Below are 16,983 nucleotides of genomic sequence, written 5' to 3'. Positions count from 1 at the left end.
ATGTCGCCTCTTCGCATCGGCCTGCCACTTCTCAGACGGGCTCTTCGCTCTTTTTCCGGATCACGAAAGACAGCACGCCCGCCTCCTCTCCAAACGCGACAAGGGCGTGTCCCGTCTCCCGGCAGAAGCTGCGAAAATCGGCTGAAGACGCCCGATCGGTGGCCAGCACACGGAGATGGTCGCCGGTCGCAAGCGCACGCAGGGCCTTGTTGGCCTTGAGAACCGGCAATGGACAGGAAAGACCTCTCACATCCAGAAGAGTCTCGCTCATGTTTTCTTTCCCTGACTTTCAGCATCGCCGCTCGGGCTCTTATCCCTGCGTTCCGGGCGGGTCTGGAACATGACTGTACTATCTGCTTTGAAGTAACCTTAACAGATCGTTTCGCACGACACGCAGTAACGGATAGTCAGCATGAACAGCATACGCCTTGGCATCGACCTGGGAGGCACCAAGATCGAAGTCGTGGCCATGGGCCCGGCCGGAGACATCCTTCTGCGCGAACGTGCGCCGAATCCCGGCACGTATGAGCCGATGATGCTCGCCATCAGGGATCTTCTTGACGCCACCACCGCCAGACTGGGGCTGGAAGACGGAAGCAGCTCCGGTGCACGCCTGCCTTTCGGAATTGGCATACCCGGCTCGATCGACGATACGACGGGGCTGATCAAGAACGCCAACGCCACATGGCTGAACGCCATGCCGTTCGGCGTCGATCTGCCCCGCGTCACTGGGCGCAAGGTCCGCGTCGAGAATGACGCCAACTGCTTCGCCCTTTCTGAGGCCATCGACGGCGCGGCAAGCGGGCGCAGCGTTGTCTTCGGCGTCATCATCGGCTCAGGCATGGGCGGTGGCCTCGTCGTGGACCGCAAACTGCTCAGCGGTCACCACCACATCGCAGGTGAATGGGGCCATATCCCCCTGCCCTGGCCACGCCGGGAAGAATTCCCGATGCCACGCTGCTTCTGTGGCAATGAGGGCTGCCTTGAGCGCTTCCTCTGCGGCCCTGCTCTGGCGACGGCCTGGAAAGGCGAAGGGACACGAAGTGCTGAAGGTATCGAGGAAGCCGCTGCGACCGGGGACAAAAAGGCTCAGGCGGCCCTTGACGCCTATGTGGATCATCTGGCCCGCGCCTGCTCGCTCGTCATCAACCTTCTCGATCCCGACGCCATCGTCTTCGGCGGCGGCGTGTCCAATCTCAAAGCCACTCTCGCCAGAGTGCCTGAACTGCTGTCACGCAATATCATAACGCCCGTGTGCAGGACGGAACTGCTTGTCAACAAACATGGAGACAGCTCTGGTGTCCGGGGGGCGGCATGGCTTTGGGACATCGGGGAAATTCGCTGAACACAGGCAAATATCCGGTTCTGTGCCGGGATTGCCCGGACCTGTTCTGGCCACAGGACGGCTCAGCCGTGTCGCGCTGTCCGGCCTGCGGTTCCCGACGACTGGTTTCCCATCCTGAACTGACACGCCTTTCCATCGCCCATATCGACTGTGACGCCTTTTTCGCCAGCGTCGAAAAGCAGCGTCGTCCCGAACTGAAGAACAGGCCTCTTCTCGTGGGCGGCACGGGTGAGCGCGGGGTCGTCAGCACGGCCTGCTACATCGCCCGCCTGACCGGCGCGCGTTCCGCCATGCCGATGCGCCGCGCCCGCGAACTCTGTCCGGACGCCGTGGTGCTTCCTCCGGATATCGCGGCCTACCGCATCGTGGCCGAGCGCATCCGCACCATGATGCGTGAACTGACGCCGCTGGTGGAAGTCAGATCCATTGACGAGGCCGCGCTGGATCTCTCAGGCACACGGGAACTGCATGGCGCGCTTCCCTGTGTGGTCGTGGCGCGGCTGGCCCTACGGGTGGAAAAGGAACTTGGGGTGACGATTTCGGTCGGCCTCGCCACCAACCCCCTGATGGCCAAACTTGCCGCCGGAATCGACAAACCCCGTGGCTATGGCGTGATCGGCACGGAAGCGCGGGAGTGGCTGGCCGACAAACCGGTCAGACTTCTGCCCGGTATCGGCAGGGCGCAGGAAGACTCGCTCCAGAAGCTCGGCCTGACAAGATTGGGCGCGGTCGCGTCCCTGACGACGGAAGAGGCGTTCCGGCGTCTGGGGCCACGCGGACCGGATTTGGTGGCAAGAGCGCGCGGAGAAAGCTCCCGGAAGGTGACGCCCTTTCATCCTGTCAAATCCGTCAGCACCGAAGTAACATTCACGCGGGATATCCACGATACGGTTCTGCTGGAAAGGGAACTGTGGGATCTCTGTGAACAGCTTGCCCTTCGTCTGAAGCGCAAGGAGGTTGCGACACAAGGTATTTCCCTCAAGCTGCGTACGGCCAGTTTCCAGACCCGCAGCCGGGCGATGAAGCTGCATACCCCGACCGTTCTGCCGGAACGCCTGTTTCAGGCAGCCCGAACCCTTCTCGCTCCGGAAGTGGGAGATGCGGCCTTTCGGCTGATCGGTCTCGGCTCGAATGGTCTTGCGCCACTGGATGACGCCGACCCGCCTGACCTTGCCGACACACAGACACAGAGCCGGGTCGCCGTGCAGCAGGCCATCGACACGTTGCGCTCACGGTTTGGAAAAGCAGCCGTTCAGCGGGGACGGGCACTGGGCGACAGATCGGCGCAGTAAGTCGCGCGACATAACTGGCGATCTTTGCGGGGGTCGATGCGGGTGCTGCAGCCCCCGGTCTGTCGAGAGCAAACGATTTCCAAAGGCGCGCCTTTGGCGGGGCTCGGGGTAGCGCCCCGTCAGTCTCACCAACAGAAAAGGCCAGGCAGAAAGGCCTCTGGTATAAACCGGAGAGCAAGCGTCTTCGCGGATCAGACGTGAAAGCTCATCCCGCAGCCGCACCGGCCTTTTTCATTGGGATTGCTGAAGACAAAACCGGACTCGAAGTCACCCGTCTGATAGTCCATCTGTGATCCGATCAGAAACAGCACGGCCTTCTGGTCGATCAGCACCGTCACACCCTGACTGGTGACGCGCTCATCACCCGGCGTACCCGCCGCATCGACAAAGTTCATGTCGTAGGCGTGACCGGAGCAGCCTTTCGTGCTGACCGAGATGCGGAGCAACTGCCCGACATTCGCGCCTTCATAAAGCGCCCGCAGACGGGCGGCGGCCTTTTCCGAAAGCGTGATGACGGGCGGCAGTTCACGAACCGGACGGGTGGGAGTCTGGCCTGCTGAAGTCTGTGTATTCATCTCGGCGTCTCCGGACTCAGAACATGTTGAGGGCAAGGCGGGCCTCGTCGCTCATGCGCGACATGTCCCACGGCGGATCCCACACGATATCGACCTCCGCAGAGGTGACACCCGGCACCTTTTCCACGGCTTCACGCACCTGCACGGGCAGTTCCTGCGCGCTGGGACAGTTGGGGGCCGTGAGGGTCATCTCCACCTTCACGCGACCATCATCATGCAGATCAATCGCGTAGATCAGGCCGAGTTCATAGATATTCACCGGGATTTCCGGGTCATGCACCGTTGCGATGGCGTCGATCACCGCGTCCTCGGAAGGCGCGCCCGTGGCTGGCTGCACTTCTCCATCCGGCGTCCAGTGCGCAACCTGACCCTGCTGCACTTCCGCAGTGTCCCTGTTTTCATCTGACAACTCGGTGTCCTGCGACGTCATTTTGCGTTCGTCCTGTGCGGGCATGGTATCGGTCATTGAGTGAGCGCCTCCCCCAGCGCTGTCCAGGGCAATGTCGCGCACCGCAGACGGGAGCGATGGGTTCTCAGAGGGCGAAACGCCTGCAACCCCACGGGCAGAACATCCTCTTCCGTAACCATGGTCTGCGAGGAAGGGGTCTCAAGCATATCGGCAAACTGGCGTCCCAGTTCAAGAGCATCAGTCACGGAATGTCCTGTCACGGCTTCCGCCATCAGATCGGCGGACGCCATACAGATCGCGCAACCGCGTGTCTGGTGACGAACCGCTGCGACTGTCCCGTCGGTGGCACGCAGCGAGAGCGTCACGCGGTCTCCGCAGACCGGATTATTCCCCTGTGCGGTCGCCGTCTCCCCTTCCACGCTGCCGGAAAATTCCGGCCTGCGGGAACGAAAGAGGATCAGCGCGTCATAACAGGATGATCCGTCCATGACCGGCCTATACGAAAAACTGCCGGATACGCCGGAGCGTTTCCGCAAGTATGTCGATTTCTTCTTCGGTCGTATAAATGCCGAAGCTGGCCCGCGCCGTGGCCGTCAGGCCGAGACGGTGCATCAGAGGCTCGGCGCAGTGATGTCCGACCCTGACCGCTATCCCGTTCCGGTCCAACAACGTGGCGATATCGTGGGGATGCACATCATCCATTGTAAAGGAGATGACCCCGCCACGCTCTTTCGGCTTTCCGACAACCGAGAAACCGGGAACCTCGGGCAGCACACGCAGGGCATGCGCCGTCAGGGCGGCTTCATGCGCACCGATGGCCTCGTAGCCAATGTTTTCGACCCAGTCGATGGCGGCGCCAAGCCCGACGGCTTCCACGATCGCTGGTGTACCCGCCTCAAACTTTGCCGGAACAGGCGCCCAGATGGACTTCTCGAACGTCACCGACGAAATCATGTCGCCACCGCCCATAAAAGGCGGCATGGCCTCCAGCAGTTCCCGACGCGCCCACAGCACGCCGATACCGGTCGGCCCATAGAGCTTATGGCCGGTAAAGACGTAGAAATCGGCACCAAGCGCCTGAACGTCGATCTTGCGATGCACAACGGCCTGACTGCCATCAAGCAGGATTTTAGCGCCTGCATCATGAGCCATCGTCACCAGACGCTCGGCCGGTGTGATCGTGCCCAGCACGTTCGACATGTGCGTGATGGCGACCAGAGCCACCTTACCGTCTGAAAGCAGACGACCATAGGCGTCCAGATCGAGATCACCCTCATCGGTGATAGGGGCAACACGCAGTTCGATCCCGACACGGTCACGCAGCATCTGCCACGGCACCAGATTGGCGTGATGCTCCATCTCGGAAATCAGCACAGCCTGTCCCGACTTCAGCAGACTTCCGTAGGAATAGGCGACGAGATTGATCGCCTCGGTGCTGTTGCGGGTAAAGACGATCTCCTCACGCGCACCACCGAGGAAAGACGCCACGCGACTGCGGGAAGCCTCATAAGCTTCCGTCGCCCGCTCACTCATCCAGTGCAGGCCACGATGAATGTTCGCATAGTGCGAACGCATCATCTGCGACATGGCGTCAATGACGACATCCGGTTTCTGGGCAGACGCCGCACTGTCCAGAAAAACCAGAGGCTTTCCATGAACCTTTTCCGACAGGATCGGAAATTGCGCTCTGATGTCTGCGATATTCATGCGGTTTTCTCCGCAGCGCCAATACGCTGTCCCAGCGCCGTTGCGAGCGTCTGCGTCAGCACGGTCCGCAGTATCTCATCCTCGACAAGATCGACAGTTTCAACCAGAAAAGCCTCGACCAGCATCTGACGCGCCTGATCGTCAGGAATACCGCGACTACGCAGATAGAAAAGCTGATCATCATCCAGCGCGCCGACTGTCGCACCATGGCTGCACTTGACGTCGTCCGCGTAAATCTCAAGCTCCGGCTTGGCGTTTATTTCAGCGGACGGCGACAGCAGCAGCGCCTGATTCATCTGGTAGCCATCGGTCTTCTGCGCGACACGCTCGACCAGAACCTTGCCCTGAAACACGGCCCGCGAGCGGTCTGACAGAACATTGCGCACGGTCTGACGCGAGATACAGTCAGGCGCTCCGTGCGTAATGACGCTGGTAATGTCGCCAACCTGCGAAGCCGCAAGAAGCTGCGCCCCGTTTACATGGACAGCGGCATGGTCCCCACGCATCGTGGCATGCACTTCATGACGCGCCAGAACGGAGCCGAGACCGAGTGTAAAGCTGTCATAGGCAGCCCGTACGGCGATATCGACATAGACCGTCGCCAGATGAACAGCGTTCTCGGCTTCCTGCTGGATCTTCACATGCGTCAGATGAGCCTTCTCGGCCACCGTGCATGTCAGAACCGGATTATGAAGATAAGAACCTGTATTTTCAGAAGCGACGATCTCGACAACCGAAAGCGAAGCGCCCTCCCCCAGCGTGATGCTGTGACGCGGATGGAATGACACATCGCTTTCCGTGCCAAGCGCCAGGGAGACGAGCACGAGTTGTCCGACCTGCTTACCGGGAGCCACCGTGATCTGCACGCCATCATCCGCCAGCGCGGTGTTCAGCGCGACCATGCCTTCACGGTCAGGAGACGCCAGCATTCCGAAATCCGGCGACTGGACGAAGGATGTGCAGGACACGCCTTCCGGCATATCTGTCGAGGACAGTGTCGGCGCAAACCGGCCATTCACCAGCACCAGCCGCGGAAGAGCCGCAACCACTGAATCCAGTGGCAGAATACGCTCCAGCGCAGCCTCAGCAGCGGCTTCATCAAAGCCAACAGGAGCATCCGAAAAAACACGCCCGGCGAGCGCCCGCAGATTGGTATAATGCCACGCCTCGACACGCGGTGTCGGAAGTCCGGTCCGGGCCAGCGCACCAGCGGCAGCTTTGCGGTCCTCGCCTTTCACATCGGAAAGACGGGCGGCAAACGGCTCAAGACCCTGCGTGATCGGTGCGATGGCGTTCATGCCGCCTCCTTGAGAAAGGCTGCATACCCTTCCTCGTTGATCTGCTTGGCCAGTTCCGGACCACCACTGCGGATGATGCGGCCTTTGGCCATGACATGCACACGATCCGGGCCAAGATAATCGAGCAGTTTCTGATGATGCGTGATCACCAGCGCCGAGAAGTCCGGTGAGCGCAGGTTCTGCACGCCCTCCGCGACAATCCGCAGCGCATCGACGTCGAGACCACTATCCGTCTCGTCGAGAATGGCCAGCGTCGGCTGCAACATGGTCATCTGAAGCACTTCGTTGCGCTTCTTCTCACCACCCGAGAAGCCGACATTGACGTTACGCTTGAGCATATCGTCCGCCATGGAGAGATTCTTCGTGGCGGCACGGACAGCTTTCAGAAATCCGACTGCATCCAGTTCCGGCGCGTTGCGTGCGCGGCGGACCGCGTTGACGGCGGTGCGCAGGAAGTTGGCGTTGTTCACGCCCGGCAGTTCCACAGGTGCCTGAAATGCAAGGAAGATGCCAGCAGCAGCGCGCTCTTCCGGCTCCATCGCCAGCAGATCTTCACCCTTGAACAGGGCCGATCCTGCCGTGACTTCATAATCCTGACGCCCGGCGAGGACATAGGACAGAGTGGACTTGCCGCAGCCGTTCGGCCCCATGATCGCATGCACTTCACCCGGCGGGATCACCAGTTCCACGCCGCGCAGGATTTCCTTGGGAGTGCCGTCGGCGTCGATGCTGGCATGCAGACCGGAAATTTTCAGTAATTCGCTCATTTTTTCCATTCCTCTCTGCACGTTCAGCCGACGCTGCCTTCAAGACTGATCTGCAACAGTTTCTGTGCTTCCACTGCAAACTCCATAGGCAGCTCCTTGAGAACTTCCTTGCAGAAACCATTGACGATCAGACCGACGGCATCTTCCTGCGAAAGACCACGCTGACGGCAGTAGAACATCTGGTCTTCGGAAATCTTCGACGTGGTGGCTTCATGTTCCACGCGCGCCGTCATGTTCCGGCTTTCAATATAAGGCACCGTATGCGCGCCACACTGATCACCGATCAGCAGACTGTCGCACTGGGTGAAGTTTCGCGCGCCCGATGCTTTCGGCATGATCTTCACCTGCCCGCGATAGGTGCTGTCGGACTTCCCGGCGCTGATGGTCTTGGCGATGATCGTCGAACGGCTGTTGCGGCCCAGATGGATCATCTTGGTGCCCGTGTCGGCCTGCTGATGATTGTTGGTCACCGCCACCGAGTAGAACTCACCAACGGACTCCTCACCCTGCAGGATGCAGGACGGATATTTCCATGTAATGGCCGAGCCCGTTTCCACCTGCGTCCATGAAATCTTGGCCCGCGCGCCACGGCAGGCGCCACGCTTGGTGACGAAGTTGTAGATGCCGCCGCGTCCGTTCTCGTCGCCCGGATACCAGTTCTGCACCGTGCTGTATTTGATGGACGCATCTTCCATCGCCACGAGTTCCACCACCGCCGCGTGAAGCTGGTTCTCGTCACGCATCGGCGCGGTGCACCCTTCGAGGTAGGAGACGGAAGCCCTGTCCTCGACAATGATCAGCGTCCGCTCGAACTGTCCCGTGTTCTTGGCGTTGATGCGGAAATAGGTGGACAGCTCCATCGGGCAGCGCACGCCCTTCGGCACGAACACGAATGAGCCATCCGTAAACACTGCCGAGTTCAGGGCTGCGTAGAAATTGTCGGCGACCGGCACAACACTGCCGAGATATTCTTTTACCAGATCGGGATAATCGCGGATCGCTTCCGAGATCGGGCAGAAGATCACGCCTGCTTCAGCCAGCGTCTTGCGGAAGGTCGTGGCCACCGACACGCTGTCGAACACGGCGTCCACAGCAACCGGCAGACGGGCTTCCTCACCTTCCGGCACTTCCACGCCCGCGAGCATGGCCTGCTCGTGCAGCGGAATACCCAGCTTCTCATAAGTCCGCAGCAGTTCCGGATCGACTTCGTCCAGCGACTTCGGGCCGTTCTTCTTTTTCGGGGCTGCATAGTAATGCACGTCCTGATAGTCGATCGGCGGATGGCTTACCTTGGCCCAGGTGGGCTCCTTCATCTTCAGCCAGGAACGATAGGCGGCGAGACGCCATTCCAGCATCCACTCCGGCTCTTCCTTGCGGGTCGAGATCAGACGGATGATGTCCTCGTTCAGCCCTTTCGGGGCGAGGTCCATCTCGATGTTGGTCTCAAAACCCCATTCGTAGGAGGACTGGCCGAGCTTTTCGACCTGCTCACGGGTTTCTGTAACGGCTGGCATAGCCAATTATCCTCCAAACGTCCCGACCGTCGCGGCCGTCACCTTATTGTCCTGCGGCCCGGTGTCTGCCGATACCGCCGCGACCGCTCTTCCGCGGCCCTGCCCGTGGCCCATTTCAGCCATCCGGGCGATGGATATCCCTGACAGGGTCTTCCGGATGGCGTCATTCACTACATCCCAACTTCCGTAAAGAGTGCAGTCACCATTGTCGCACCCTGCCCCACCGCTGACGCATGCCGTCAAGGAGATCGGCCCGTCCACAGCGGTAATGACCCGTGCTATGGAGATTTCCTCCGGCTTCAGCGCCAGCCGGTAGCCACCCCGCGCTCCACGCTGGGAGACGAGCAGGCCATCAGAGGCCAGCGCCTTGAGAACCTTGGCCACCGTCGGCTCCGGCACGCCGGTTTCGACCGCAAGGGCTGGTGACGTGACAACGCCATCATGCCGTCCGAGATTAACAAGGGTCAGAACAGCGTAATCCGCCAGTTTCGACAGCCTGAGCATGGTTTCCGTCCGTTGCGGCGGTGCTTCCGCCATTAAGGACCAAATCAGTCCTGTTTAGGGACAGATGGAACGCCGGAAGGCTCGCGTCAAGCTCAAAGCCTCGTGAGAAGGGCTGACAGAGCACACTGTGGCACTTTGCCAACAGCCTTGTATGGAAGCGACACATGCCAGTCTCTCCGGCTTTTCTACCGGAAAAGGCTTTCAGGGCACCGTCCCACACCGCGCCAAAGACGCGCCTTTGGAAACCGCTTTATGGTCAAATAACATGCGGCTGCGGGAACTGCTCTCTTCTGGAAGAAAGCAGTTCCCGCAGCCGCCTTTACAGCCCTCAACCTGTAGAACCGTTGTCGCAAGAGAGCTGCGAGGTCAGCCGAACGCACCGATTCCATGCATCAGCGCCACGCTGATCTCCCGCATCATCTGGAACATCTCCCGCATGGGCTGGAAGATTTCGTCATGTTCCTGGTTGTAGGAATTATCCACCTGCGGGCCTGCGGGCTCATGGAAGTCATAATCGAGCTTGCTGCCACCTCTCGGGAAAATCGCGTCCATCTCCCGCAGCACGGACGGAATTTCCAGACACAGAATCCGCTGCATCATCACCTCGCGGGTGAAATTCCCGCGTGGCATGAAGAACGGGACCTGCGTCGCCAGCACCCATATCTTTTCGATCAGGGCGATGCGAATGGCGTGCAGCAGCTTTTCCGCCGGGTGAATGGTCGGCGCTTCCGGCCAGATGGCGCGCAGGGCGAGGTGATCCTCCTGAATCCGACGGAACATGGACTGTGTGTCAGCCCAGAAGTCCAGCCGCTCCAGATCATGCATCACCGAGAGATAACGCTCGCGCTTCCCGGAACGGGGCTCGGCGGTCGCCCGGTCCAGCCAGTAGCCCGGATCGAGCAGCCAGATCACGCTCCGCAGCACCTGATCGTCCGAATGCGCCAGCGCGTGCGCGGCGAAATCGAGCGCCCGACGGAAGCGGGCGCTACCCTCCCGGAACGTCTCGAAGGTCTCCGGATGACGCCGCGCCGCCGAGCCCAGCCCCTGAATGGTGTTCGCACACCATCCGAGCTGCTGGAGAATGGCGTTGTTCGGAATCGCCCGAAGCTGGCTCGGATGCGTGATACGGGGCGTCGCGCCTCCGCCCTCGCTCTGGCGCGCGGCTGGACGCGAGCCTGTCTTGTCGATCAGGGATGGACCGAAAGCGCCAAGCACATCGGCATAACCCGGATCGGCCACCAGCCCGGTCATGGCGTCAACGATCGTGGAGAAGAAATCCGACGAAAAGTCAGGCTCGTCATAGACCGGATCGTCATGGCGACGCGCAGGCTCGAATGTGTGTTCCGCGATGGTGACCACACTGGCCGCCGCCAGTTCCGGCGTTCCGAACAGCAGATAGCCGTCACCGCCCTGAAACGCGCTCTCCTCGCGGTATTTCACACCGCGCTCGGCGAATTTCGCCCGTACATGCATGGGCGAAAGATAGGAAAACCGGTCAGACAGACGGAAAGGATGCCCTCCTCGCCCAATGCTTTCGCCATGCGTGTCGAACAGGACAACCTCGACGTCCTCCAGATCCCAGATATGGAGCAGATCGAGAATCTTCAGACGCAGACGTTCGATCAGATAGGTCGCGGCGAGCTGCCCGACATAACGACCGGAATCGGAGTAGCCGAACTGGAGGCAGAGTCGTCCCGTCTTGCGGAGATAGTCCCGCCAGTGGGGAGAACGGAGCGCCTCTTCGATGATGTGCGCCCCGCCTATCAGAGCTTCACGCGTCTCGAACAGCGGCGAGATTTCGACCCTGTCTTCAATCCCGAAATGCTTGGCGAGCCAGAGAGCGGCGAGCAGCGTGTAACCGCTCTCCGTTTCCGCGATCAGGAAGCGGACGGGTGTCGCCGAGTCGATATGCTTGACGATCTGGGCGACCGTCATCATCAGCCGGGCGGCGGAAGCCTGCTCGACCAGAAGCGCCCCGAAATCGACAGGCACGGCGGAGACGTTTTCAAGCGCCTCGTTGATATGGGTCAGCAGCGCCCGGCGATGGGCAGGATCGGCCGGATCATCCGTAAACCGCAGACGCTGGCGGATCACGTTATGAAGCTGTGTGGCGTTCAGCCGCGTGTGGCTGTGGGACGCCGACATCCCGTGTGCGAAGAAACCTGCCCGGGCGACGGCGACCAGCAGGGCGGCCTCCGGAGAAGCCGTGTCGATCACATCCTGCAGGGCGTCGCCCAGCACCGCAGGGTCGGGAATGGCGTCTTCCTTGTGATCGACGATGAGGGTGGCGAACTCCACCGCCGCCTCCGGATCAGCGTTCTTCGGACAGGCTGCGATCTGGGCTTCCACCGTGTAACAGGCCCGCGACAGACGGCTCATCAGCGTGGCCGCTTCGACTCCGGAATCCACGATCTGCTGCCGGAGCCGCTGCAACTGGAACAGCTTCATCTTCAGGCGCAGGCGGAGCGTGTCCCACCAGCCGATATCCGTGCGACCGTCCGTGTCGTATCCGACCCAGCTCGTCATGACGATCGGACGGGGGATGATGGAGGACCAGGCGTCCGGCCATGTTTCACGCGCCGCGCCGAGCAGCTCTCCATTCAGCCTGTCGAGCGCGTCCCGCCCCCGCAGGATCGCGGCCGAGGCGAGCGCGAACTCCTCCTCAAGGGTCGGTGGCGTCGTGCGGCGGTGCGAGAGCATATCCGGCGCAGCATCCTGCGGTCCGGGGGCTGATGCGTAGCTGGCGAGTGCCGCATACACATCGTTTGTGACCGCGAAGGTCGGATGAGCCGTAAAAACGGCCGCATACCGGATACGTTCCAGCGCCGTGCGAAAACTGGCGAGCGCCTCCAGCGACGAGAGGGATGTGGTTTCAGCCTCTTCGCCACCATGCGTCCGGCCGAACGCCGTATCCAGAATCTGCCGGACCACACCCTGCACACGATCTTCGGTCACGGAAGAACTGGTCCCGCCCGGATAGCGATGCAAACGCGTCGCCCTGCGCAGAAAGGCGTCGTCACGTAGATGCCTGATAACGGCCTGCAAATCCGAGAGAGAGGCCTTGCCCTGCTCCAGCAGCGTGGAAACACGCCATGCCGTCGAGAGGACATCGTTGCCGGTCACTTCCGCGGGCGGCTGACTCTGCTCTTCCCCCTCCTGCGCACCGTCATGAAGATTGCCCATCGCCAGAATGGCACGGGCACCGACAGAAAGAGCGTCGCCTTTCGCGATCAGCGGAGAACCGGAAGACGGATACGCAGCAACCATTGAAACTTCTCTCTGCCATAAGGACGGACATAACCGACAGGACGATACGGTACGGCAACCTTATCGGAGCATGTCGGCGCGTATTTGGGAAGAGCATCATGCCGATGCTATTAACCTCGTGATGAGCATGCAGACGCACCCGGATAATGAAGCCCGCCGCATTCTGAATCGCCAGAAACGGGCCGCGACAGGACTGCTGGCCATGATGGCCGGCCTGACAACGGCGGGTTATCTCGCGCCTGCCTACGGCCTGCTCCACGACAGCCTGTGGCTCGGCACGTTGCGGGCCGGCGCCAAGGCGGGCGTGGTCGGCGGGCTGGCGGACTGGTTCGCCGTCACGGCGCTGTTCCGGCATCCGCTCGGCCTGCCGATCCCCCATACCGCGATCATTCCGGCGCAGAAGGAGCGGCTTGGTCTCGCTCTGGGCCGGTTCGTCACAACGCAGGTCTTCACTGAGGAAGAAATCGACCGCGTCCTGTCCCGGATCGACCTGCCGGGCTTTGTCGCCAACATCCTGTCCGATCCCACGACGGCCAACACGCTGACCAGCAGTCTGATGGGGGCTGTACCCCAGATGCTTGAACGGCTGGAGGACGGGCGGGCGGGCGCTGCTATCGGACGCAGCCTTCCTCTCCTGCTTGGCGGCAGCAATCTCAGCCCGATCATCGCCCGGGGCCTGCGCTCCCTTGTGGACGGCAACCAGCATCAGGAAGTGCTCAGTTTTCTTCTCCGCCAGCTCAAATCAGGGTTACAGGCCAAGGAGCCCGCCCTGCGGGACATGATCGAGGCCCGTGTGCGCGAGCAGGGCGGTCGGCTGGTCGGCTGGGCGATCGGCGGCTCGATCGCCAACAAGGTGCTGGCGGCGGCGAGTGAAGAACTGGATCGCATCAACCCGGAAGACTCGACCATCCGGGAAGGATTCACGGAATGGGTTCGCAGCGAGATCGACCGGATCGAACTGGACCCCAGCCGTTCCGAAGAGATTTCCCAGACACTGCGTTCCGTCTTCGCCCATGAATCCATGGTGGGCTGGGGCGCTGACATCTGGGCGCGCATGAAACGCATGATCGAAGCGGACATCACGCGTGACGACGGCTGGACGTCCACGCTGGTCCGCGAAACACTGTGCCGCATGGCGCTTCAGGCGCGGGAAGACCCCGCCATGCGTCAGCGCATCGAGGAAGCGGCGCGAAAGGGCGTCACCCGGTCCCTGCCCTATCTGCGGGACCATCTGACGACCTTTATCGCCACCGTGGTCGGCAACTGGGACGCTGATGTCGTGTCCCAGAAACTGGAGCTGCGGGTCGGGCGGGACCTTCAATATGTGCGTGTCAACGGCACTCTGGTCGGCTTTGGCGTCGGAGCCATCCTGTCCCTGATTCTCTCGCTTGTGTTCGGGATCAACGGTCAATAAACCGTGCGCCTCCGCGGAGGATGGGCAGCCATACCCGCGCCGGGCGGGAGGCTGCGCCGCCGCCCCAAAAATACCTTTAAAAGTTCTCGTCGTGAGCACTTCCCTCTTTTGTAATCAGGTGTATCTCAGGAGGAGAGAGGCAGAGGCAACATCTGTCTTGATGCAGGCCCCACCGGGCCAGACAACTCAAAAGGATACCGTCATGCGGTTCTTCGCTTCAAAGGCCCTTCTTGCTGCAACCCTGCTGGTCGGCGCTCCGGCTCTGGTCGTGTCATCTGCCCAGCCTGCCGCTGCCCGCTCTCACCACAAGCATCACAAGTCTTCTACCAAGACCGCCAAGACGGCTGCTGAAAAGACAGAGAAATCCACGGATGCAGGCACGTCTGACCTGAACGCCAAGAGCCTGTCCGCTGCCCAGCAGGACAAGGTTCCGGCGATCGGCGCAACGGCTCCGGCCGCACCGACCGTTGCAGCCCCGGCTGCTCCCACGGCACCGGCTGTTGCTGCTCCGGCCGCGAACTGATCCGTCGCGTTTACGGATAAAGGGGGTGTCGGGCGCTCTCGCCCGGCACCCCTTTTTTTATTCTTATGCCAGCAGGCCCGCAGGCACATGGCCGGGATTACCTGTCTGACTGACCGCCAGCCCCACCGCAGGCTACCCCTTCCGCGACAGCAGAAAAGCCGCCGAAGAAGACCGCCCCAGACGCGTCCTGTTCAGGCCGCTTCGGTCAGTCCGGATTCCTTGGCGAACGCGGCAAGCGGAACTTCCGCGAGCAGGGTTTTCAGGGCCGAGACCATCTGATCCATCATCTCGTCCGTATGGAACGGTCCCGGCGTCAGACGCAGCCGCTCCGTTCCCTGCGGAACCGTCGGATAGTTGATGGGTGTCGCATACAGCCCGTATTCGTTCAGAAGCCGCTTGCTGATGACCTTACACCGCTCGGCATTGCCAACCGGCACGGGGACAATGTGACTGGGCGTCATGGTGAACGCCACACCTGCCGCACGCATCTTGGCGCGGAAGGCGTTCACCCGCTCGAACATCTTCTCCCGCCGCCAGTTCTCGGCGCGCACCATCTTCACGCTGGTCAGCGCCGCCGCGACGACGGAAGGCGGCAAAGACGTCGTGAAGATGAAGCCGGATGCCGTGGAGCGCAGATAATCGACGATCTGGCTGGAGGCGGTGATATAGCCGCCATGCACGCCAAAGCCCTTGGCCAGCGTGCCCTCGATGATATCCACCTGATCGGCCACACCATCACGGTCGGTAACGCCGCCACCCTGTTCGCCGTAAAGACCAACAGCATGGACCTCGTCGATATAGGTCAGGGCGTTGTACTTACGGGCCAGCGCGCAGGTTCCGGCGATGTCAGAAATGTCGCCGTCCATGGAATAGACGCTCTCGAACGCGATCAGCTTGGGCGCATCGGCAGGAGCCGCCGCCAGCTTCGCTTCGAGGTCCGCCAGATCATTGTGCTCGTAGATAACCGTCGTGGAGCCGCGCGCTCCCTTGATTCCGGCAATCATGGAGGCATGGTTCAGGCGATCTGAAAAGCAGATCCAGCCCGGCATGGAGGTCAGAATGGTCTGGAGGCTGGCCTGATTGGACACATAGCCCGACCCGAACAGAAGTCCGGCTTCCTTGCCATGAAGTGCTGCCAGTTCAGCTTCCAGCGCCTTGTGGAGCGGACTGGTGCCCGCGATGTTGCGTGTCCCGCCTGCCCCAGCTCCATGTTCGCGGATGGCGCTGATCGCGGCCTCGCAAACTTCGGGCTCCACGCCCATGCCGAGATAGTCGTTTGAGGACCAGACCACCACTTCCCGGCTGATATCGCTTTCCGGGAGCGCTTCCTCATAGACCGGATAGCGCTCGGCATCGCGGGCCAGTGGGGTGAAAGTCCGGTATCGTCCCTGTTCCCTGATACCGGCGAGCGCCTCGTCACAAAAATCGTAAAACGGGTGTCTCGCGTTACGAATCGTCACCCTGCCCCACTCCTGCTTCTGGCCAGTCCGCCCGAAACGGACCTTGCTTAACTTTTACGGCGCTCTGCCGACCTGATATCCTCAACAGGCAATCCAACGCCCAGCCAGAACCTCTCTTCCGCCCTGCCGGACTGAAGAGAAATCCTTGCTGACGAAGACGAACGCGCCTGCGACCCTGCCCTGCTCCCGTCCCGGACGGACCTTGCGAACCAGAGCATATTCAGATTGCCGACGCATGAAGACCATGCGTCAGTCGGAATCATTCAATGAACATAGACCCGTATGGTGGGCTGCGTCACCGTCGAATCCGGCATGGCGGACATCTCCACCTGTGCGGGGGAGGCTCCGGCGGCAACGATGGCGTCGGTGACAGCCTGCGCATCGGACGACACCAGACGGGACAGGGCGGTGCGAGTCGCGTCCGGATCGGCTCCGGGTGGCGCCACAGCCTGCACCTGAAACAGGATGTTGGGCTTGCGATCCAGAGCCTTCCTGACGACCGCCCGCACTGGCCCGCCCCATTCCTGCTCCGGCGTTCCGGCCACGAGCTGGATCAGCGGCGGAATGGGCGGCGGCCCCGGCGGCGGCGGCGGAATGTAGACTTTGGGCGGTCTGGACGCACGGGAATTGAAAGTGCGCTGGTCCAGCAGGCCACACCCGTCGAGAGCCAGAACGGCCACACCCATAAGACTGCCGCGAAGGACGGTCCTCCGGCGCGGAGAGAAGGACGGCATGGAACCCTGCGCACGCGGAACGGGGGCCTTGCTGGCGGAAGAGGAATCAGACGACATGGTTCGGACGGTCGCAGGAAGTTGGGTGTGGGGCAAGCTGCGTGCATACCGCTCCTGCGCCATGAGCGAAATCCTTGCCGGAGGAATACTTGCGGGAAAACAGGCCCGGCGCTTAAT

At 61.5% G+C, this 16,983-nt stretch carries 17 protein-coding genes; 4 read left to right on the top strand and 13 right to left on the bottom strand.

Annotation, left to right across the window (positions count from 1 at the left end; all coding sequences use genetic code 11):
• Window positions 1-31 precede the first annotated feature (31 nt).
• Window positions 32-271 (bottom strand): sulfurtransferase TusA family protein, encoded by a 240-nt coding sequence (locus LKE90_RS00620; RefSeq protein WP_291493918.1) that lies wholly within the window; start codon window positions 269-271, stop codon window positions 32-34.
• A gap of 141 nt (window positions 272-412) precedes the next feature.
• Between LKE90_RS00620 and LKE90_RS00615 the strand changes: the two genes are divergently transcribed.
• Together LKE90_RS00615 and LKE90_RS00610 are read left to right on the top strand one after the other, a co-directional pair.
• Window positions 413-1,345 (top strand): ROK family protein, encoded by a 933-nt coding sequence (locus LKE90_RS00615; protein ID WP_291493916.1) that lies wholly within the window; start codon window positions 413-415, stop codon window positions 1,343-1,345.
• The gene (locus LKE90_RS00610; RefSeq protein ID WP_291493914.1) at window positions 1,315-2,637 is read left to right on the top strand and encodes a DNA polymerase IV; all 1,323 of its coding nucleotides are present in this window, start codon (window positions 1,315-1,317) and stop codon (window positions 2,635-2,637) included. The genes LKE90_RS00615 and LKE90_RS00610 overlap by 31 nt, the downstream gene beginning before the upstream one ends.
• A 191-nt stretch (window positions 2,638-2,828) precedes the next feature.
• Here the strand turns inward: LKE90_RS00610 and LKE90_RS00605 are convergent, their stop codons facing one another.
• The 9 genes from LKE90_RS00605 to LKE90_RS00565 all read right to left on the bottom strand — a co-directional run bounded on the left by LKE90_RS00605 (window position 2,829) and on the right by LKE90_RS00565 (window position 12,678).
• A complete protein-coding gene (locus LKE90_RS00605; protein ID WP_291493912.1) occupies window positions 2,829-3,212 on the bottom strand; it encodes a HesB/IscA family protein in 384 nt (127 codons plus the stop codon).
• A gap of 16 nt (window positions 3,213-3,228) precedes the next feature.
• Window positions 3,229-3,678, bottom strand: a complete 450-nt coding sequence (locus LKE90_RS00600) for an SUF system Fe-S cluster assembly protein (protein WP_408737091.1) — start codon at window positions 3,676-3,678, stop codon at window positions 3,229-3,231.
• Window positions 3,675-4,109 (bottom strand): Fe-S cluster assembly sulfur transfer protein SufU, encoded by a 435-nt coding sequence (gene sufU, locus LKE90_RS00595; RefSeq protein ID WP_291493908.1) that lies wholly within the window; start codon window positions 4,107-4,109, stop codon window positions 3,675-3,677. Before sufU ends, LKE90_RS00600 begins: the two co-directional genes overlap by 4 nt.
• Before the next feature lie 7 nt (window positions 4,110-4,116).
• On the bottom strand, window positions 4,117-5,328 hold the full coding sequence (locus LKE90_RS00590; protein WP_291493906.1) for an aminotransferase class V-fold PLP-dependent enzyme: 1,212 nt from the start codon (window positions 5,326-5,328) through the stop codon (window positions 4,117-4,119).
• A complete protein-coding gene (gene sufD, locus LKE90_RS00585; protein ID WP_291493904.1) occupies window positions 5,325-6,626 on the bottom strand; it encodes a Fe-S cluster assembly protein SufD in 1,302 nt (433 codons plus the stop codon). The genes LKE90_RS00590 and sufD overlap by 4 nt, the downstream gene beginning before the upstream one ends.
• The gene (gene sufC / locus LKE90_RS00580; protein WP_291493903.1) at window positions 6,623-7,393 is read right to left on the bottom strand and encodes a Fe-S cluster assembly ATPase SufC; all 771 of its coding nucleotides are present in this window, start codon (window positions 7,391-7,393) and stop codon (window positions 6,623-6,625) included. Before sufC ends, sufD begins: the two co-directional genes overlap by 4 nt.
• 23 nt (window positions 7,394-7,416) lie before the next feature.
• Complete coding sequence (gene sufB / locus LKE90_RS00575) at window positions 7,417-8,907, bottom strand: Fe-S cluster assembly protein SufB (protein WP_291493901.1); 1,491 nt, start codon at window positions 8,905-8,907, stop codon at window positions 7,417-7,419.
• 6 nt (window positions 8,908-8,913) lie between these two features.
• Entirely contained in the window at window positions 8,914-9,411 is a 498-nt protein-coding gene (locus LKE90_RS00570; protein ID WP_291493926.1) for an SUF system Fe-S cluster assembly regulator, read from the bottom strand.
• A gap of 366 nt (window positions 9,412-9,777) precedes the next feature.
• On the bottom strand, window positions 9,778-12,678 hold the full coding sequence (locus LKE90_RS00565) for a phosphoenolpyruvate carboxylase (protein ID WP_291493899.1): 2,901 nt from the start codon (window positions 12,676-12,678) through the stop codon (window positions 9,778-9,780).
• Between the two features lie 70 nt (window positions 12,679-12,748).
• Here LKE90_RS00565 and LKE90_RS00560 point away from each other — a divergent pair, with 70 nt between their 5' ends.
• Both LKE90_RS00560 and LKE90_RS00555 read left to right on the top strand, forming a co-directional pair.
• Window positions 12,749-14,092 carry a DUF445 domain-containing protein gene (locus LKE90_RS00560; protein ID WP_291493898.1) on the top strand — a complete coding sequence of 448 codons (1,344 nt, stop codon included), beginning with the start codon at window positions 12,749-12,751 and terminating at the stop codon, window positions 14,090-14,092.
• Between the two features lie 202 nt (window positions 14,093-14,294).
• Window positions 14,295-14,615, top strand: a complete 321-nt coding sequence (locus LKE90_RS00555) for a hypothetical protein (RefSeq protein ID WP_291493896.1) — start codon at window positions 14,295-14,297, stop codon at window positions 14,613-14,615.
• 191 nt (window positions 14,616-14,806) lie between these two features.
• Here the strand turns inward: LKE90_RS00555 and hemA are convergent, their stop codons facing one another.
• From hemA to LKE90_RS00540, 3 genes are all read right to left on the bottom strand, one after another.
• Window positions 14,807-16,075: a 5-aminolevulinate synthase gene (gene hemA, locus LKE90_RS00550; RefSeq protein ID WP_291493894.1), complete on the bottom strand. Its 1,269-nt coding sequence runs from the start codon at window positions 16,073-16,075 to the stop codon at window positions 14,807-14,809.
• Window positions 16,076-16,156: 81 nt separating this feature from the next.
• Entirely contained in the window at window positions 16,157-16,312 is a 156-nt protein-coding gene (locus tag LKE90_RS00545) for a hypothetical protein (RefSeq protein WP_291493892.1), read from the bottom strand.
• 26 nt (window positions 16,313-16,338) lie between these two features.
• On the bottom strand, window positions 16,339-16,929 hold the full coding sequence (locus LKE90_RS00540; protein ID WP_291493890.1) for a hypothetical protein: 591 nt from the start codon (window positions 16,927-16,929) through the stop codon (window positions 16,339-16,341).
• Window positions 16,930-16,983 lie beyond the last annotated feature (54 nt).

Origin of the sequence: Acetobacter sp., assembly GCF_022483985.1 — a bacterium.
Taxonomy (GTDB): Bacteria; Pseudomonadota; Alphaproteobacteria; order Acetobacterales; family Acetobacteraceae; genus Acetobacter.
This window is presented reverse-complemented; position numbering and strand designations above follow the sequence as displayed.